The sequence below is a fragment of the Nocardia sp. NPDC060255 genome, from assembly GCF_042727395.1.
Taxonomy (GTDB): domain Bacteria; phylum Actinomycetota; class Actinomycetes; order Mycobacteriales; family Mycobacteriaceae; genus Nocardia.
On record NZ_JBHXAU010000023.1, the window covers coordinates 59341 to 77303 of the forward strand.

Below are 17963 nucleotides of genomic sequence, written 5' to 3' on the forward strand. Positions count from 1 at the left end.
AGTGGAACGTCGAGTGAGAGGGTCGAGCTATGAACCACATCGAATCCATGACGGCCGAGCAGATCTGGCACGCGGTGGCCGCCGAGCGCCAGCGGATGGCCGACCTGCTCGCCGACCGCCCGGAGTCCGACTGGGACCACGACTCTCTGTGCGCCGACTGGCGAGTCCGTGATGTCGTCGCGCATGTGGTGCTGTGCACGCGCGCGAACCTCGGCTGGATCCTGGTCAACCTGCTGCGCGCCCGCGGCAGCGTGCACGGGGCGTTGCGGGACACCGCGATTCGGTACGCCGACAGCGTCAGCACCCGGCAGTTGCACGCGGAGTTGCGCGCCAGCGTGCCGTCGCGGTTCTTCCCGATCGGCACGATCCCCACCGATCGTTTGCTGGACGTGCTCGTGCACGTCCAAGACATCGCGATACCCCTCGGCCTCACCCGCGAGATGCCTTCCGTGCCAGCACGATCCGCGCTGGACCGGGTGTGGGCGACCGGCGACCGGTTCGGCATCGACGACCGGTTGTCGGGCTATCGCCTCGTCGCGACCGACATCGACTGGTCGGCCGGCGACGGCCTGCTCGTCGAGGGCAGCGCGGGCGCGTTGCTCTTGCTCGCGACGGGCCGTACCGCGGCGTCGTCGCTGCTGACCGGTCCCGGCGCGATCACCCTCGCCGCCACCCTGATCGCGAACCAGGCCTGAACAATGGGGCCGCCATCGATCGGCGGCGGCCCCACAAAAGCAGGTAGGTAATCAGGCGGGCTTGGCGGCGCTCAAATACCTCATGCGGTTGAACATTTGGGCCATCGGCTCGAGCGCTGCGGTAAGCGGCCGGTCGTAACGCTCGGCCAATTCCTCGGGTCGCGCGCCGGTCGTGGTCCAGCCTTGATTCGTCAGCCACTCGGCCGGGTCCGAGCGATCGTCGGTGTAGACCAGGTCCATGAAATCTATCTTTCCGAAGGGTGTATCGCGCAGTTGCTCCGCCTGGAGGTCGGCGAATTGCTGGAAGTCCAGGTCGGCGTCGAAGACGTCGCAGGCCAGGCTGCTGCCGGGCGCGGAAAGCTGATCTATCCGGGCGAACAGCGCGTCCTGTGCGGCTCCCGGTAGATACCCGAGCAGGCCCTCGGCCGACCACACCGTGGGCACGGCCGGATCGAAGCCCTCCTCGATGAGCGCGGCGGGCCAGTTCTCCCGCAGGTCGACGGCCACCTCCCGACGGTCGGCCTTGGGTGCGGCGCCCGCGTCGGCGAGGACCTGCCGCTTGAACTCCAGCACCTTGGGCTGGTCGATCTCGTAGACGACCATGTCCGGCGGCCAGTCCAGGCGATAGGCGCGGGCGTCCAGCCCGGCGGCCACGATCACCGCCTGCCGCACTCCGGCCTCGGCCGCGGCGAGGAACAGGTTGTCGAAGAACTTGCTGCGCAGGCCCATGAATCCGGTGCCGAGCGGACTGTCCGCCCACAGTCCCTGATCGTTGATCAGCTGGTTGGAGTACGGATCGCCGGACGCCGCGACGAACAACGCGGCGAATTCGTCGTGGACCAGGGCGTCGGGCTGTTTCGACTCGACCGCCCGGACGGCCGCGACGAACAGCGCGGTCATCCCGACGCTGCTGACGATGTCCCAGGTATCACCTTCAGTACGCATGCTGCTCTCCTCGAAGTCTTTGAATGACCTGTGCGACAAGCAGTCCCGGTAGAGAAGCACGCGAACCGCTTGCCGACGTGGCAATTACGTTGCTGTCGGAAGGGGTAGAGCGGTAACCGAAATTGATCCTACGACTTGGCGGCGAACCGTGCAGAACGCCCGGTCAGGGCGCGATCAGGGGCGCGGCTCGGCGGCAAGGGCCTGTTCGGCCGCCGCACGCAGTTCCGCAAGACGCGCCCGCTCCTCGGCGGTGTAGTCGCGCGCCTGGTCGTCGAGCACGCAGACGGTGCCGTAGACGCTGCCGTCCGGATTGTGCACGGCCAGCCCGAGGTAGTTGACCAGCCCGAACTCCACCTCGTCCTCGTTGCCCGCGAAGGCCGGATCCGCGCGCGAGTCGCGCACGAACAGCTCGGTGTCGTTGTCGACCACCCGCTCGCAGTACAGCTCCTGCGCGTCCGCGAAGGCCGCGCCCTTCTTGCCCTCGGCGCCTACCGTGTAGTGCACCTCGGCGGCACCGGCCGTCGCCTCGACCGCCATATGCGTGGGCGTCGACCGCATGACCAGGACCGACCGCACCCCGAGCTCGGCCGCCGTCTGTTCGAGCAGCGATTCGATCGGCCGGAACTGCGCACTGCTATCGGACATGGGACCTCTCCTGGCAAGACGGGACAAGTCGTCTCACTCTCCTCGGTGGCGGGCCGGGTCGCCACGGTTGCGCTCACCCTGCGACAAACCTGGGTCAGGCGACGATCTGGGTGTATGCGGCACGGATATGGGATTCGGCGTCGGCGAGATAGTCCGCGAGCATCTTCTCCGCCGCGGCGGACTGCTCGCCGATCATCGCCTCGTAGATCTCGTGATTACGCGCCAGATAGGGCTCGTGAAAGGTCAGCGGGTCGGCCATCACGTGGAAGACCAGCCGCAGCTCGTTCCACACGCTCGCCATCATCTGATCCAGCCGCCTGCTGCGATTGAGTGCGGCGATCGCCTTGTGGAAGTCGATGTCCGCCGTGCCGACGCCGGTCCAATCCTGTTCCGCGGCACAGGCATCCGCGCGTGCCAGGGCGGCGGCGAGCTCGGTCGGTTCCTGACCGGCGCGGTCGAATCCGTGCACCGCGGCACCCTCGACCACTCGGCGGCACTGGTAGAGCTCCGCGACATCGTCGGAGGTGGGGATGCGCACGAACGCGCCGCGGTTGAGCTCATGGGTAACCAGGCGTTCCTCGATCAAGGAACGGAACGCCTCCCGCAGGGTGTTACGCGAAACCCCTAGCGCCGCACAGATATCCGGCTCCGACAGCCGGGTGCCCGGCCGCAGCGACCCGTCCAGGATGCTCGCGCGCACGATGTCGGCCGTCTGCGAACTGCGACTGGATCGGGCAAGCAGACCCTTGTGTTCGGAAAGTGCCGTGTAGACGGGATCGGGCCGATCTACCGGTGTCGTCATTCCAAACCTCCGTGGACCAGTGGCTTTGCCGTTCGAGCATAGCTCAGGGATCGAACTGCCAGCCGACGATCCGACTTTAGGATTGCAGAATCGTTCAACGATCCGTACGCTACTGTGACGTACGTCGCTCTCCTGAGCTCGAGCATTGCGAGGCAGCCATGAGCCTTTCCACAGACCTCCCGGTGGATCCGGCCGAGAAATCACCACCCTTCGACTGGTTCCGCACCCTGAGTGCCAAAGGCAAGAAGGCCTTCCTCGGCGCGTTCGGCGGATACGGCTTGGATGCCTACGATTTCCAGGTTCTACCGCTGGCGCTCGGCGCCATTTCGTCCTACTTCGTGATCAGCTCGGGCAAGGCCGGTCTGCTCACCACGGTGACGCTGCTGGTGTCGGCGCTCGGCGGCGCGCTGGCGGGCGTGCTCGCCGACAAGATCGGGCGGGTGCGCACCCTTCAGCTCACCGTCGCCACCTACACGCTGTTCACGGTGCTGTGCGGCTTCGCGCCCAACTTCGAGACGCTGCTGGTGTTCCGGGCCTTCCAGGGACTCGGCTTCGGCGGTGAATGGGCGGCGGGCGCGATCCTGGTCGCCGAATACGCGCAAACCAAGTACCGAGGGCGGACGGTCGCCTATGTGCAGAGCGCCTGGGCGGTCGGCTGGGGCCTGGCGGTTTTGGTCTACACCTTGGTCTTCCAGTTCGTCAGTGAGGATCTGGCCTGGCGGGTGCTGTTCTGGACCGGTGCGCTGCCCGCGTTGCTGATCATCTGGGTGCGCCGCAATCTGACCGACTCCGAAACCGTCACGCAGCGGCGCGAATCGGCGGGTAAGCGGGCCGGATCGTTCGCGTCGATCTTCCGGCGCGACCTGGTTCGGACAACACTGTTCGCCTCTCTGCTGGCCACCGGTGTGCAGGGCGGTTACTACACGCTCGCCACCTGGCTGCCGACCTATCTGAAGAAGAGCCGGCACCTGAATGTCGTTGGTACCGGCGGTTATCTGTTCATGTTGATCGGCGGCGCGTTCCTCGGGTACGTCACCGGCGGCATCCTCGCCGATCGGATCGGACGCAAACGCACCATCCAGCTGTTCGCCGTGCTGTCGGTCGCCTTCATGGTCGCCTACATCCAGGTGCCGGAGGGGGCGAACACCATGGTGCTGATCCTCGGCTTCCCGCTCGGTTTCTGTACCGCCGCAATCTTCTCCAGCTTCGGATCGTTCCTCTCCGAGCTGTATCCGACCGCGTCTCGCGGCACCGGACAGGGCTTCACCTACAACTTCGGCCGCGGCGTCGGCGCGATATTCCCCACGGTGGTCGGCTTTTTGGCCTCCACCACGCTGGGGCTGGCCGGGGCCATGATGTTCGGCGCGTTCGGTTATGTCCTCGCGGTGATCGCATTGTTCGGCCTGCCGGAGACCCGCGGCCGCGAATTAGCCTGAAGGAGTGTCGATGTCCGCGATCAGCACACCGCTGCGGATACTGCCCGCGGGGGACCGGTCGGTGCTCGTCGCGCCCGACGAGCACGCCGACCTGGTCGCGTTCATCGACCTGCTGCGGCGCGCATTGCCCGCGGGCGTGCACGATGTGCTGCCCGCCGCGCAGACGGTCCTGGTCACCATGACCGATACGGCGGACGCCCGTGCGGTCGAAGATCATCTGCGGCAACTGTTTCGGAATGCGCAGGGCATCGGTTCGGCCGAGCCGGAGCCGGATGCGGTGCGCACCATCCCGGTCCGCTATGACGGGCCTGATCTGGAAAGTGTTGCGGCGCAGTTGGGTATCTCGGTCCGCGCCGTGATCGACGCACACACCGGGGCGGTGTGGCGGTGCTCGTTCCTCGGATTCGCGCCGGGCTTCGGCTATCTGGAGTCCGCCGAATCCGGGCTGGCCGTACCGCGCCGAACGGAATCGCGGACCTCGGTGCCCGCCGGCTCGGTAGCCTTGGCCGACGGGTACAGCGCCGTCTATCCTCGGCGTTCGCCCGGCGGCTGGCAGCTCATCGGCACCACCGACGTCCCGATGTGGGACCTGGACCGCGCCGAACCGTCCCTGCTGCGCCCGGGCACCAGGGTCCGGTTCACCGAGGAGGCGAGGGGATGAGTTCGACGCATCGTGCAATATTGCGGGTGCTCGACCCGGGTCCGTTGAGCACCATCCAAGACCTCGGCAGGCCCGGCTGGTTCTCGGTCGGCGTCGGCGTCTCCGGCGCGGCCGATCGCGGTTCGCTGAAGCTGGCGAATCGACTGGTCGGCAATCCCGAGAACGCCGCGGGCATCGAAACCTTGCTCGGCGGACTGGAACTCGTGGCCGAGGCGCCGGTGCTGCTCGCGGTGACCGGTGCGGACGCACCCATCACCGTGGACGGCGTCGCCGAGGCCACCGCGTCGGTCCTCGCCTTGCGCACCGGCCAGCGGCTGAAGCTCGGCCGGGCCGCCGCCGGGCTGCGCGCGTACGTCGGAGTGCGCGGCGGCATCGCCGTCGACGAGGTGCTCGGCTCCCGCAGCAGGGACACCCTCGCCGGGCTCGGCCCGGAGCCGCTGACCGTGGGCACGGAGCTCGGCGTGGGACCGGCGGACGGGTACCCGTGGCCGAATGTCGCTGTGGCGCCGGTACCTTCGATGCACTCGGGTGTCGTCACCGTGCGGGTGCTGCTCGGGCCGCGGGAGGACTGGTTCACCGATCCGCGCTCGCTGTTCACCGGCACCTGGGCGATGACCGACCGGGCCGATCGGGTCGGCGTGCGGCTGGCCCGTGTCGGCGACGAGCCGCCGCTGAGCCGGATCAACGACAAGGAGCTGCCGACCGAGGGCATGCCGCTCGGCGCGATCCAGGTGCAACCGAGCGGCGAACCAGTGGTGTTCCTTGCCGATCACCCGATCACCGGCGGTTACCCGGTGATCGGGACCGTCGTCACCGCCGACGTCGACCTGCTCGCGCAGTTGCGGCCGGGCCAGCACCTGCGGTTTCGCCCGGCACAGTGCTGATCACCCCGGCCGTGGCCGGTTCGGGCAGCAACCTCGGCTTCGGTGACCCGACCAGGCTTATGCAGTTTGCACAGTGGTAACTGGTAAACCTTGGCAGGTTGCGTAGTGACACATCTGCGAACTGTCGTGTGGACTGAGACCTCTTTCGGTCCGTCGGGCGCTCGATGGTGTCCCGGTTGGCGGTCGCTGTGCTCGGCGGCCTCTGGCTTCGATGTCAGCTTCGCTCGAGAGGTACCCCGCTCGTGATCCGTGTTTGTCCTGCCATATTCGCAGTAGGTTGCACGCTCGCTGTGTCACTCGCGGTCGCCGCCCCGGCCACCGCTGGGCCGGATTCGCCGAATGCCGGCCCAGGCGCCTGGCCGGTGCGGCCCGACGAGAACCAGCTGCCGCCGCTGCCCCGCGAAACCGACATCTACTCGGTCATTCCGGTCCCGATGCCCAAGGACGACCGGTGGTTCGACGATCCGGCCGATCTCGACCGCTACGCCAACGGCGACGTGATCCGCAAGCGGGTGGTGACCAGCTATCTGCTCGGCGTGCCGTGGCCGCCGGTGCATACCGAACAGGTCCTGTACCGCAGTACCGACAGCCGAGACCGGCCGATCGTCACGGCGACCACGGTGATGATTCCGGGTATTCCGTGGTTGGGTCCGAGTGCGCGCCCGGTCATCTCGTATCAGGAGGCGATCGACGGCCTGGATCCGGCGTGCAGCCCCTCGCACACCGTGCGCGCCGGCACGATGAAGGAAACGCAGCTGCTGCTGCAGTTTCTCGGCGAGGGGATGGCGGTGTCGGTCCCCGACTTCAACGGCAAGACCGACACGACATTGGCACCGAGCGAGGGCCGGATGGTGCTCGACGGCGTCCGCGCTACTCGGCGCGCGGACTTGGGCTTGGCCGATTCGCCCGTCGGGCTGTGGGGATACTCCGGCGGCGGCAGCGCCACCGGCTGGGCGGCCGAACTGCACCGCGGCTATGCCCCCGAACTACCGATCAAGGGCAGCGCCCAGGGCGGCGTGCCCGGCGACAAACACGCGATGACGATGTTCGCCATGGACGCGGGCCCCGGTATCGCCGGACAGGCCGATTTCGTCGGCTGGATCTGGCTGATCGGATTATCCAGGGAATACCCGGATTTGATCCCGCTCGACAAGTTCCTCACCCCGGACGGCATGACCATGGTCGGCGACATCGAACACCGCTGCCTCTACACCGCGGCCGCCACCGGTGCGTGGCGACCATTGAAGAACTATCTCAAAGACAAGAAGGCATTCCTGGATCCCGGCATCCAAACCGCCTTGCACCGCGACAGTCTCGGCTACGGCGACACCCCCGACATCCCTGTCGCGATGTGGCACTCCATGACCGACCCGATCATCCCGATCGCGGCGATCGAGCCGGTTGTCCAACGCTACTGCGCCGCGGGCGCGAACCTGCGCTTCTTCAGAGTCCCTGCGTCAGAGCATATTTCGGCTGAACTGGTCGGCTATGAACCGTCGGTGCTATGGCTGACCGCCGTCCTCGCCGGTGCCGACCCCGGCCCGACCACCTGCTGAGCTCGTCTCGCTGGGGCGTAGTACCGCGCCGGGAGTAGGTCCGGACGGTAAGAAGCCGGAAGTGATGAACTCTCTGATGTAGGCGTCGAGGGCGGCCTCGGTGATCGGTGGGCAGTCGATGCCGGTGTCGGCCAATACTGTTCGGGTGTGGGTGTCGCTCCAGTCGAGGTCGGCGAGGCCGAGGTAGTTGGTGCTCAGCAGGGCGGCACGGACGAGGGAGTCGTCGCCGATGGTGTTGCGGCGGTGCGATTCCTCGGCGAGGGCGGCGCGGACGGTATCCAGCGGGGCGATGGTTACCGGAAGTCCGTGGTAGCGCAGGCGGGTGAAGATGTCGGCAACCGGTACCGGGGTCTTGTTGATCAGGTGGTACACGGATTCCGACTGCGGCCGGGTAGCGAGTTCGACGATGGCGCGGGCCACGTAGGTCACCGGGATGAGGGAGATGGTCGCGTCGCCGACGTCCGGCGCCAGACCGAGGATCGCGGCGGCGCGGATCATGTTCCAGAACGAGTCGTCGGCGCTGTTCCGGCCGACTTTCGGGTCGCCGCAGATGGTTCCGGGGCGATAGATGCCGATCGGGATGCCGCGTTCGCCCGCCTGCCGGACCAGTTCCTCGGCGGCCCACTTGGACGCGACGTAGCCGTTGCCGGGCAGCAGGTCGGCTTCGAGCCGGACGTTCTCTTCGATGACGCCCGGTGCCACCGTGGTGGGGACGGTGGTGCCGAGGGTGGAGACGAAGTGCACCGGCTTGAGCCGCCGGGTGGTCGCGAGCCGGAGTACCTCTCGGGTGCCTTCGACGTTGGCGGTGCGCAGTCGTGCGTACGGGTCGATGTGATTGACGCGGGCACCGTTGTGCAGGATGACGTCGACGCTGTCGGCGAGCTGGTCGTAATCGGTGTCGGACAGACCGAGTCGTGGTGCGGCGAGATCCCCTGGGACAGCGACGATCCGCGCCGCGGCAGCGTCGTTCCACAGCTGATAGCGGTGCAGGGCCTGGCGGATCCGGTCGGCGCCTTGCTCGGCGGTGTCGGCCCGGACCAGACATCTGACCTGTGCGTCGGTGCGCTCCAACAGTTCTCGCAGCAGGTGGGCGCCGAGGAAGCCGGTCGCACCGGTCAGCAGCACCTCCCGCCGTGGCCCGCAGTACACGGGCAGGCAACCGCTGCCATCGATATCGCGGTCGAGTGCGGCGTCCTCCGCCGGGGACACCGCCGGGGCCTGCTCCGCCGTGCCGGTGAGATGTGCGGCGAGGCCGCGCACCGTGGGCGTGCCGAGCAGCGCCGACATCGGCACGTCGAGGCCGAGTCGTGCCGAAAGTCGTTGATGCAGAGTGAAAGCCATCAGCGAGGAACCGCCGAGCTCGAAGAAGTCGTCGGTCACGCCGATGGGGGATACGTCGAGGACTTCGGCGAATACGTCGGCGATGGCTATCTCGAGCACTGTCGACGGGGCGATGCCGCTGCGCGAAGCGAACACCGGCTGGGGGAGGGCCGCCCGGTCCAGCTTGCCGCTGGTATTGACCGGCAACGCGTCGAGGAACAGCACGGCGGACGGCACCATGTAGGCGGGCAGCATGCGAGATATCGACTGTCGCAATGTATTCGGGTCGACCGCGGCGTCGGAAGCCGCGACGACGTAACCGACGAGACGGTCACCGGCCTCGGACGGTTTCACCGCGACCGCCGCCTGCGCGACCGCGGGATCGGCGAGCAGCGCGGTTTCGATATCGCCGAGCTCGATGCGGTGCCCGCGCACCTTCACCTGGAAGTCGCTGCGCCCGAGGTACTCCAGTGTCCCGCGTGCGTTCCAGCGGACCAGATCGCCGGTCCGATACATTCGCGCACCGCGCTCGGCCGGATTCGCGACGAAGCGTCCGGCGGTAAGCCCGAGTGCGCCGTGATAGCCGCGCGCGAGTTGGATTCCGGCCAAATACAGTTCACCCACCGCGCCGACCGGCACCGGCCGCAGCCGGGCGTCGAGGACGAAGGCCCGCGAATTCCATTCCGGCACACCGATCGGCACTGTGGGCGCCGGATCGGCCGGGTCGAAGCGGTGCTCGGTGATGCTGACCGCGGCCTCCGTCGGGCCGTACAGGTTGTGCACCTCGGCGGAGCTGATTGCCGCGAACGCGCGCGCGGTCTCCGGCGCGAGCGCCTCGCCGATGACGAAAACGGCGCGCAGCGAAGACACTTCGGCGGCGGTGGCATGACCGGCGAACGTCGTCAGCATGGTGGGCACGAAATCGGTGAGCGTGACCCGATGCCGCGCGATCAGCCCGCACAGCGCCACCGGATCGCGATGCTCGTCCGGTCCCGCGAGCACCATCCGCGCACCCGCGCGCAGCGGCAGGAAGTATCCCCACAGCGACACATCGAAGGTCGCCGGTGTCTTCTGCAGATAGGTGTCGGCGGCATCGACGCCGTACCGGTGTCGCATCCAGTCGAGCTGATTGACGATCGCTTCGTGGCTGACCACAACACCTTTCGGGCGGCCGGTCGAGCCCGAGGTGTAGATGACGTAAGCAGGGTGGTCGCCACGCAGCAGCATGCTGCGCTCGTCCTCGCGCACGGGTGCGGGGTCCAGCTGCGTCAGATCGAGGGTGTCGACAGCATGCGCGGCGGTAACCGTGAACGCGTCGCCGGTAGTGGTCAACACGCACTGCGGTGCTGCGGAATCCAGTACGTAGCCGATTCGTTCGGCCGGATGGTCCGGATCGATGGGAACCCACGCGCCGCCCGACTCGGCAACCGCACACAGCGCGACGACCTGATCGACGGACCGGCGCATGGCTACCGCGACAACGGTCTCCGGTCCGACGCCCTGACCGATCAGCCACCGCGCCAACCGGTTACACCTGTCCCGCAACTGCGCGTAGGTCAGCGTCTCTGCTCCGAAGACCAAGGCGATGGCATCCGGTGTTGCCGCGGCGTTGCGTTGCAGTGCCGCGCCGAGGGTTTCGGACGCGACCGCGTGGTCAGCACCGGCAGACCAGGACTCGATCCGCCGCCGCTCCTGCGGGTGCACCATATCGATGTCCCCGACCGCGCCGACCGGATCGGTGGCGACCTGATGCAGCACCCGGATATAGGCGTCGAGGAAACGCAGCACCGTCGGCTCATCGAAAAGGTCGGTGGCGTAGCTGAATCGGATGATGATCCGGCCCGGCGTGCCGTCGGCGCTGTGCTCGTCCACCACCGCGATATGCAGATCCGTCTTCGCGGTTCGCGTATCGATGTCCAACCCGGAGAACGTTAGTCCGGGCAGTTCGAGGGTGGCCTTGCCGAAGTTCTGGAACGCGAAACCGACCTGATACAGCGGATGCCGCCCCGGCGACCGCACCGGGTTGACCGCGTCGACGACATGCTCGAACGGCACCTCGGAATGGGCGAAGTTCACCAGATCCCGGTCCCGCGTCCGATCGAGCAGCGCGGTGAAACTCTCGCCGAGGTCGATCCGCGTCCGCGACACCGTCGTATTGACGAACATACCGACGAGGTCGTCGAGGGCGGCCTCGGCGCGATTGGTCATCGGCACCCCGATGGCGACGTCGGTACTCCCGGACAACCGGGAAAGCAGGACTGCCAGCGCCGTTCGCATCACCATGAACAGCGTCGCCTTGTGCTCGCGCGCGACGGCGAGCAATTCGCGGTGCAGCGTGGCGGGTACCGGCCGCTGAGTCGCCGCGCCGCGCAACGACGCGGTGCTCGGTCGCGGTCGATCGGTCGGCAGGTCGAGTTCGTCCGGGAGCCCGGCCAGTTCCGTGGTCCAGTAGGAAAGCTGCTGGGACAGTATCGAATCCGGGTCGTCGCGGGAGCCGAGCAGTTCCTGCTGCCAGAGGGCGTAGTCGGCGTACTGGATGTCCAGCGGTCGCCACGCCGGGGCGGTGCCCGCAGCGCGTGCGGTGTAGGCGACGGCGATATCGCGGGCCAGCGGCGCCAGCGAGGATCCGTCGGCGCAGATATGGTGCACCGCGCACACCAGCACGTATTCGCCGGGCGTGCGCAGCAGCCGAACCCGCAGCGGCACTTCGGCCGACACGTCGAACCCGCGCCACAGGATGGCGCGGATGCGTTCGGCCACCGCGTCGGGGGCGGCCTCCGTCATCTCCTCGACGGCGAAATCGGCAACAACACTTGTTGTTTCGAGCGCTTGCTGACGCGGGCCGGTGGCGTCGGCAGGATACATAGTGCGCAGAATCTCGTGACGCGCGACGGTGTCGGCGAAGGCCGCACGCAGCACCTCGATATCGAGATCACCGGACATGTTCAAGGCGAAGCCGATATTGTCCACCGACGACTCCGGGTCGAACTGATTGCGCAGCCAGAACCGGAGTTGCGAGGGCGACAACGGTACCCGCTCCGGCCGGGACCGGGCCAGCAGCGCCGGTCGGCCCTTGTCGAACCGCTGCGCCTGAATTGCCTTCGCCAACGCGGCGACAGTCGGATGATCGAACAGCAGCCGCGTCGGGATCTGCGCCTGCCACGTCTCGCTGAGCCGCGCGGCCACCTGAGTGGCGAGCAGTGAATTGCCGCCCGAGGCAAAGAAATCGGAATCCGCGCCCAGCTGTCGCTGACCCAGCACCCGAGCGAACACCTCGGCGATCAACTGCTCGCCGGGGCCGGACAGCGACCGGCAGGCGAGTTGATCGACCGCGCGGATACGCAATGCCGCTCGATCGGCTTTTCCGGTGGGAGTCAGTGGAATCCGGTCGATCACGGTGATCGTCGTGGGCAACATGTACTGAGGCAGCTGACGGGCCAACGCGTTCGCCAACTCGGCGACGTCGAGCGTGCCGCCAGGCTCGGGCTGGACGTAGGCCGCGAGCGCCGTCTCACCGGCCGGGGTCTTACGGTCGACGGCGACCGCCGAGCGCACCTTCGGTTGCTGCGCCAGCACCGATTCGATCTCACCGAGCTCGATCCGGAAACCGCGGACCTTGACTTGATCGTCGGTGCGGCCCAGGTATTCGAGGTCACCATCGGAGCCGCGGCGGACGATGTCACCCGTGCGATACATCCGGGTGCCGGGCGCACCGTGCGGGTCGGCCAGAAAACGCTGCGCCGTCAGACCGGATCGCGCGTGGTAGCCGCGAGCCAGGCCGGGACCGGAGACGTACAGCTCACCTGCGGTGCCGAGGCCGACCGGACGCAGCCGCTTGTCGAGCACCCGGCAGTTCATCCCCGCCAGCGCCGATCCGATGGTCACCGGAAGATCCGGTGACAGCGGTGAACTGATCGCCACCATGATGGTGGTCTCGGTCGGTCCGTAACCGTTGAAGAATCGGCGACCGGGCGCCGCCCAGCGGCGAACCAGCGGCGCGGGACAGGTTTCGCCTCCGACGACCACCACCCGCAGCAGGTCGAGCCCGGTCGGTTCGAGCGAGGCCAGCGCCGACGGCGTCATGAATGCGTGGCTGATCTCGTGTCGCGCAATGACACTCGCCAGCTCGGCCCCGCCGTAGACCGTCGGCGGCGCGATCACCATGGTGGCGGCCGAGCCGATGGCCAGCAGCAGCTCGAGCACCGAGGCATCGAAGCTCGGTGACGCGAAATGCAGCGTGCGCGCGGCCGGAGTGAGCGTGTACCGGGCGATCTGCTCGGCACAGAACGCGGCGAGCCCGGCGTGGGTGACCGCGACACCCTTCGGGCGACCGGTCGAACCGGAGGTGTAGATCAGGTACGCCACATTCGAAATACGCAGCAGCGCGGGACGGTCGAGATAGGAGATGGGGTTGGCCGACGCTGCCGAAGTCAGCGCGACGAACTCGGGATCATCGATCGCCAGCCAGCGCACATCGGCAGGCAGCACGGGCGCGTATTCGCTGGTGGTCAACCCGATTTCGGCGGCACAGTCGGCGACCTGGAACTGGATGCGCTTGCGCGGCAAGCCCGGATCGATCGGCACGAACGCGGCACCCGTCTTCACGACGGCCCACACCGCGAGCACCGAGTCGATCGACCGCGGCAGCGCCACCACCACCATGGTCTCCGGACCGACCCCCATCGACAGCAGGGTTCGCGCCAATTGCGCGGACCGCGCATCGAGTTGGCGGTAGGTGATCGAGCGGTCGCCGCATACCGCCGCGACGCCGTCGGGATTGCGCTCCACCGCCGCGGCGAGCAGCGCGGCGAGCGTGGGTGAGTGCGTCGCCGAGGTCCGGCGGGAACGCGCGCGACGAGCAGACGAGGGGGTCCGCTGAATACCACTGGTCAAGCTCTGGTCCCGCCATGTGAAGTGATAAAGGTGAGAAGTCAACCGCTCGCGCCCGTGCTCAGCCCAGTCGCTCGGCGCGGAGCCACACTTTACGGCATTGGCTGCCAAGAGATTTCGAATTCAGAGGATCATCATCCGACGTTTATCGATGCGTCCCCGACGCTCGACCGCACCCACCGGCGGCTCGGTTCCAGGCAACGCCGTTGCGCGTCGGCGAACAGCCGCACACTGTCCAGTCCGGGCCAGTCGGCGGGCAGCATCTCCTCGGGGAGACCGGGATCGAGATAGGGAATGATGCGCCACTCGTCGAGCAGCGGCACGAAACGCTCGAAGGCCTGTCTACCGGTGAGGCTTTCCAGGACGAGAATGTCGCGATGGTGTTCGAGGAACGCCCGGTGCCGATCGGCGAGGGCGGGCAGATCCCACCATTGCGCCGCCGCCGCGCGCAGCGTATCGGGCACCGTGAGTTCGGTTGCGCGAAAAGATGTCACGTACTCGTCGAGCTCCAGCGCCGAGACGATCGCGGACGCCTCCGCCGCCAGATACTCCGGGCAGATCCACAGGCCCGCGGAAACGGTGCCGCAGCCGATCGAGGACAGTCGACGGCGCAGCTGATGTCGTGCGGCGCGCTGGGATTCGGGGATGCCGAACGAGATCAGATGCCAGGCCTCGTCATCGCCCATCTGCCGGAAGCCGAAGATGCGCGGGTCACCGCGCGAGTACATCGCCTCCGCGGCGTCGGTGATGCGGTATCCGCTGCGCCCGCCGCGGGATTCGGCCCCGAGCACCCCTTTGCCCTTCAGCCGGGTGACCGCCGTCCTGGTGCTCTGCTCCGGCACCCCGAGCCCGGCCAGCAGTGCGCTGAAGTCGGCGATGGCGATCCAGCCACCCAGGTCGCGGACATAGGCCCCGAGCACGGTCCGGGCGAGCGAGGTCGCGCTGCCCGGCCGCGAGTCGATGTCGTCGAGGACAGCCCCCGCGAGGTCAGCGCGGGGTGAGTTCATCGCGGATCGCCGCCACCCCGGCGAGCACCTCGGCGTAGGTGGTACTGAGTGGGCTCAGGCCGATCCGAATGCCCTGCGGCGGACGGAAATCGGGGATGACGCCGCGTTGCCAGAGTCGCGCGGTGATCTCCTTGAACTGGGGGTGGTCGATCGTCACATGGCCACCACGGCGGGCCGGGTCGGTGGGCGACGATACCGCAACGCCGAGCGGAAGCAACCAGGTTCGCACCAGTTCGAGCGCGAATTCGGTGAGCGCGACCGACTTCGCGCGCACGGCCGCCATGCCGGCCTCCTCGATCAGCGCGAGGGTGTCCTGGATCGGGAGCATGCCGATGATCGCGGGCGTTCCGCTGATGACCCGCCGGATCCCCTGCGCCGGAAGATATCCCTGTGCCATCTCGAACGGGCTCTCCCGCCCCATCCAGCCCCAGATCGGCTGGGTGAACTCGGCGATGTGCTCGGCGCGCACATAGCCGAACGCGGGCGCGCCGGGACCGCCGTTGAGATACTTGTAGGTGCAGCCGACCGCGAAATCGACTGCCCAGGAGTCGAGTTCGATCTCCACCGCGCCCGCCGAATGGCACAGGTCGAGCAGCAGCAGTGCACCGGCGTCGTGGGTGACGGCGGCGATGGCGGGCGCGTCGAGCAGATACCCGGACCGATAGGCGACGTGGCTGAGCACCACCAGCGCGGTGCGTTCGGAGACGGCCTCGGCCACGTCCTGCGCGGTGACACCGCCGGTGAACTCCGGTTCGATCCACCGCAGCGTCAGCCCGAGCTCGGTGGCGATCGCTTCCAGCAGGTAGCGGTCGGTGGGGAAGTTGTCCCGGTCCAGCACGATCTCGGTGCGCCCCGGCCGCAGCGCGAGGGCGCCGCGGGCGATCTTGTACAGCAGTACGGTGGTCGAGTCGCCGATCGTGGTCTGGCCGGCCGCGGCGCCGAGGATCGACGCGCCGATCCGCTCGCCGATCGTCAACGGCAGGTCGAACCACTGTTCGTCCCAGCCGCGGATGAGCCGGCCGCCCCACGCGTCGGTGACGAAGGCGGCGAGCCGCTCGGCGGTCGCCCGGGTGGGGCGGCCGAGCGAGTTGCCGTCGAGGTAGGCGACGATCTCGGGGTCGTCGCTGCCGAGGAAGCGGCCCGGGTAGTCGCGCAGCGGGTCGGATTCGTCGAGAGCCTTTGCGCGCGTGGCGAAGTCGAGCGGTGCGGTGGTCATGTCGTCAGCGTCCGATCTCCGTGCGTACCGCGAACAGTTCGGGGAAGAAGGTGAGGTCGAGCGCGCGCTGCAGGAAGCCGACCCCGCTGGACCCGCCGGTGCCGCGCTTCGTGCCGATGGTGCGCAGCACGGTGCGCAGGTGCCGGAACCGCCACAGCTGGAAGTTCTCCTCCAGGTCGACCAGCTCTTCGAACGTCTCGTAGATCGACCAATGCTCTTGCGGTGCTTCGTAAATGGACTTCACCAGGGGGAGTAGGTCCGGATCGAGGACGTAGGCCTGGGTCACGTCCCGATCCAGCGTCGAGCGCGGCACGTCGAGTCCGATCCGGGCGGCGTGCTGCCAGAACGCGTCATAGAGACTCGGCTCGTGCAGCAGCGTGTGTAACTCTTTGTGCGCGACGGGATCCGCTTCGAAGACCCGCAGCATCGAGGCATTCTTGTTGCCGAGGATGAATTCCACGGCACGGTACTGATAGGACTGGAAACCCGAAGAGTTCCCGAGAACCTCGCGGAACTGGGCGTACTCGGTGGGCGTCAGGGTCGCGAGCACCGACCACTGCTCGGTGAGCGTCTTCTGGATATGTTTCACGCGCGCAATGCATTTGAGCGCGACGCCGATGTCGTCGGCCTCGAATGCCGCCCGCGCCGCCCGGGTTTCGTGCAGCACCAGTTTGAGCCAGAGCTCGGTGGTCTGGTGCTGGATGATGAACAGCAACTCGTCGTGATGCTGCGGCCTGCTCACCGGATGCTGCGCGCTGAGCAGCGTGTCCAGGTCGAGATAGCCGCCATAGCTCAGACGCGAGCTGAAGTCGGTGACGATGTCGTGTTCGAGTGCGCGGGTGTTGTGCTCGACGGTCATGCCATATCCCTAACGCTAGGGTGCTGCCTTCACTCCACCGTATGACACTATCGTGACGAACGCCAGGCAGGTGTCATAGTTGGGCAACTGTCGCATCGGGGCTCGACCGCGTCTGCTGACCGGGATTCGCCTGCCCATGGTCGACCGTGTCGGTGTATCTCCTTGATTCGAGAAAGCGCGACGTCATGGAGGGGACATGCTCGACCGTCAGGAATTGCCGGACCCGGATCGCCCGCCATCGGACGTGCCACCGGCCGTCCGAGGCGACCGCACCTTCGATGCGTTGACGGTCGCCGTCGTCACTGCCATGAGCGCGGGATTGAAGGATGAGGCTGCGGCGCGCAGACTTTCGGTGTCGCTGCGCACCTACCGTAGATACGTCGCGGAGGTGATGACACGCCTCGGCGTCGCGACGCGTTTCCAGCTCGGCGTGCGGGCGGCCGAGCTGGGCATACTCGCCGGCGCGACATCATCGACTCGGGTCGGCGAGGCCGTACTGACCAGGGCGTGACGGCTCAGCGGGTGGTGAGGGCGAAAATGGGAATGGTTCGGTCGGTCTTGCCGCGGTAGTCCGCGTAGCCGGCGTACATGGCGTCCAGCTCGGCCCAGGCGGCGTCGCGTTCGGTGGCGGGGAGCTCGGTGGCGGTGACCGCGATGGTCCGCTTGCCGATCTCGACTTCCGCGTCGGGGTTCGCGCGCAGGTTCAGTACCCACGCGGGGTGCGTCGCGGCACCGCGATGCGACCCTGCGATCAGGTAGCGGTCACCGTCCTGGCGATACAGCAATGGTGAGGTGCGTCGTTGGCCGGACTTGCGGCCGACGGTGTTGAGCAACAGGATCGGCGCCTGCCCCATCTTGCCGCCGAGTTTTCCGCCGCTGACCCGATAGAGGGATGCGTTGAGGCCCACAAAGATTCGCTGGAGCTGGTTCTGAATCGACATGGCACCAGCTTATGTCGATCTTCGGAAGGCGGCGTTCGGGCCAATCGTGACAGGAAGCTGCCAACCTTGGCCTGTCCGGGCAAGTGCCATTGCCCCTAACTAGAAC

Annotated in this window: 14 protein-coding genes; 6 read left to right on the forward strand and 8 right to left on the reverse strand. The window is 67.5% G+C overall.

Going from position 1 to position 17963, the window contains the following annotated elements; translation table 11 throughout:
- Window positions 1-29 precede the first annotated feature (29 nt).
- On the forward strand, window positions 30-695 hold the full coding sequence (locus tag ACFWF1_RS33060) for a maleylpyruvate isomerase family mycothiol-dependent enzyme (protein WP_379290615.1): 666 nt from the start codon (window positions 30-32) through the stop codon (window positions 693-695).
- A 51-nt stretch (window positions 696-746) separates the two neighbouring features.
- On the opposite strand, the gene ACFWF1_RS33065 is transcribed toward ACFWF1_RS33060, so the two are convergent.
- The 3 genes from ACFWF1_RS33065 to ACFWF1_RS33075 all read right to left on the reverse strand — a co-directional run bounded on the left by ACFWF1_RS33065 (window position 747) and on the right by ACFWF1_RS33075 (window position 3087).
- Entirely contained in the window at window positions 747-1640 is an 894-nt protein-coding gene (locus tag ACFWF1_RS33065; RefSeq protein ID WP_379290613.1) for a class I SAM-dependent methyltransferase, read from the reverse strand.
- Between the two features lie 174 nt (window positions 1641-1814).
- Window positions 1815-2285 (reverse strand): GAF domain-containing protein, encoded by a 471-nt coding sequence (locus ACFWF1_RS33070; protein ID WP_379290611.1) that lies wholly within the window; start codon window positions 2283-2285, stop codon window positions 1815-1817.
- Between the two features lie 94 nt (window positions 2286-2379).
- A complete protein-coding gene (locus ACFWF1_RS33075; protein WP_379290609.1) occupies window positions 2380-3087 on the reverse strand; it encodes a GntR family transcriptional regulator in 708 nt (235 codons plus the stop codon).
- Between the two features lie 158 nt (window positions 3088-3245).
- Here ACFWF1_RS33075 and ACFWF1_RS33080 point away from each other — a divergent pair, with 158 nt between their 5' ends.
- The 4 genes from ACFWF1_RS33080 (at window position 3246) to ACFWF1_RS33095 (ending at window position 7624) form a co-directional block, all read left to right on the forward strand.
- On the forward strand, window positions 3246-4523 hold the full coding sequence (locus ACFWF1_RS33080; protein WP_379290608.1) for an MFS transporter: 1278 nt from the start codon (window positions 3246-3248) through the stop codon (window positions 4521-4523).
- Between the two features lie 10 nt (window positions 4524-4533).
- A complete protein-coding gene (locus ACFWF1_RS33085) occupies window positions 4534-5184 on the forward strand; it encodes an allophanate hydrolase subunit 1 (RefSeq protein WP_379290606.1) in 651 nt (216 codons plus the stop codon).
- Window positions 5181-6068 carry a biotin-dependent carboxyltransferase family protein gene (locus ACFWF1_RS33090; protein WP_379290605.1) on the forward strand — a complete coding sequence of 296 codons (888 nt, stop codon included), beginning with the start codon at window positions 5181-5183 and terminating at the stop codon, window positions 6066-6068. Before ACFWF1_RS33085 ends, ACFWF1_RS33090 begins: the two co-directional genes overlap by 4 nt.
- A 290-nt stretch (window positions 6069-6358) precedes the next feature.
- On the forward strand, window positions 6359-7624 hold the full coding sequence (locus ACFWF1_RS33095; RefSeq protein ID WP_379290603.1) for a lipase family protein: 1266 nt from the start codon (window positions 6359-6361) through the stop codon (window positions 7622-7624).
- On the opposite strand, the gene ACFWF1_RS33100 is transcribed toward ACFWF1_RS33095, so the two are convergent.
- The 4 genes from ACFWF1_RS33100 to ACFWF1_RS33115 form a co-directional block, all read right to left on the reverse strand.
- Window positions 7571-13837, reverse strand: a complete 6267-nt coding sequence (locus ACFWF1_RS33100; RefSeq protein ID WP_379290601.1) for an amino acid adenylation domain-containing protein — start codon at window positions 13835-13837, stop codon at window positions 7571-7573. The genes ACFWF1_RS33095 and ACFWF1_RS33100 overlap by 54 nt on opposite strands.
- A 131-nt stretch (window positions 13838-13968) precedes the next feature.
- On the reverse strand, window positions 13969-14841 hold the full coding sequence (locus ACFWF1_RS33105; protein WP_379290599.1) for a PaaX family transcriptional regulator C-terminal domain-containing protein: 873 nt from the start codon (window positions 14839-14841) through the stop codon (window positions 13969-13971).
- Window positions 14822-16057, reverse strand: coding sequence for a kynureninase (locus ACFWF1_RS33110; protein WP_379290598.1), 1236 nt, complete (start codon window positions 16055-16057; stop codon window positions 14822-14824). Before ACFWF1_RS33110 ends, ACFWF1_RS33105 begins: the two co-directional genes overlap by 20 nt.
- Window positions 16058-16061: 4 nt before the next feature.
- Window positions 16062-16916, reverse strand: a complete 855-nt coding sequence (locus ACFWF1_RS33115) for a tryptophan 2,3-dioxygenase (protein WP_379290596.1) — start codon at window positions 16914-16916, stop codon at window positions 16062-16064.
- A 196-nt stretch (window positions 16917-17112) separates the two neighbouring features.
- Here ACFWF1_RS33115 and ACFWF1_RS33120 point away from each other — a divergent pair, with 196 nt between their 5' ends.
- Window positions 17113-17427, forward strand: coding sequence for a hypothetical protein (locus ACFWF1_RS33120; protein ID WP_379290594.1), 315 nt, complete (start codon window positions 17113-17115; stop codon window positions 17425-17427).
- 4 nt (window positions 17428-17431) lie between these two features.
- On the opposite strand, the gene ACFWF1_RS33125 is transcribed toward ACFWF1_RS33120, so the two are convergent.
- Window positions 17432-17857, reverse strand: coding sequence for a nitroreductase family deazaflavin-dependent oxidoreductase (locus ACFWF1_RS33125; RefSeq protein WP_379290592.1), 426 nt, complete (start codon window positions 17855-17857; stop codon window positions 17432-17434).
- Between the last annotated feature and the right edge of the window lie 106 nt (window positions 17858-17963).

Excerpts from the sequence above, each read along its gene's own strand:
- ACFWF1_RS33060 (WP_379290615.1), top strand. The coding sequence starts at position 30 with ATGAACCACATCGAATCCATGACGGCCGAGCAGATCTGGCACGCGGTG.
- ACFWF1_RS33065 (WP_379290613.1), bottom strand. The coding sequence starts at position 1,640 with ATGCGTACTGAAGGTGATACCTGGGACATCGTCAGCAGCGTCGGGATG.
- ACFWF1_RS33070 (WP_379290611.1), bottom strand. The coding sequence starts at position 2,285 with ATGTCCGATAGCAGTGCGCAGTTCCGGCCGATCGAATCGCTGCTCGAA.
- ACFWF1_RS33075 (WP_379290609.1), bottom strand. The coding sequence starts at position 3,087 with ATGACGACACCGGTAGATCGGCCCGATCCCGTCTACACGGCACTTTCC.
- ACFWF1_RS33080 (WP_379290608.1), top strand. The coding sequence starts at position 3,246 with ATGAGCCTTTCCACAGACCTCCCGGTGGATCCGGCCGAGAAATCACCA.
- ACFWF1_RS33085 (WP_379290606.1), top strand. The coding sequence starts at position 4,534 with ATGTCCGCGATCAGCACACCGCTGCGGATACTGCCCGCGGGGGACCGG.
- ACFWF1_RS33090 (WP_379290605.1), top strand. The coding sequence starts at position 5,181 with ATGAGTTCGACGCATCGTGCAATATTGCGGGTGCTCGACCCGGGTCCG.
- ACFWF1_RS33105 (WP_379290599.1), bottom strand. The coding sequence starts at position 14,841 with ATGAACTCACCCCGCGCTGACCTCGCGGGGGCTGTCCTCGACGACATC.
- ACFWF1_RS33110 (WP_379290598.1), bottom strand. The coding sequence starts at position 16,057 with ATGACCACCGCACCGCTCGACTTCGCCACGCGCGCAAAGGCTCTCGAC.
- ACFWF1_RS33115 (WP_379290596.1), bottom strand. The coding sequence starts at position 16,916 with ATGACCGTCGAGCACAACACCCGCGCACTCGAACACGACATCGTCACC.
- ACFWF1_RS33120 (WP_379290594.1), top strand. The coding sequence starts at position 17,113 with ATGCTCGACCGTCAGGAATTGCCGGACCCGGATCGCCCGCCATCGGAC.
- ACFWF1_RS33125 (WP_379290592.1), bottom strand. The coding sequence starts at position 17,857 with ATGTCGATTCAGAACCAGCTCCAGCGAATCTTTGTGGGCCTCAACGCA.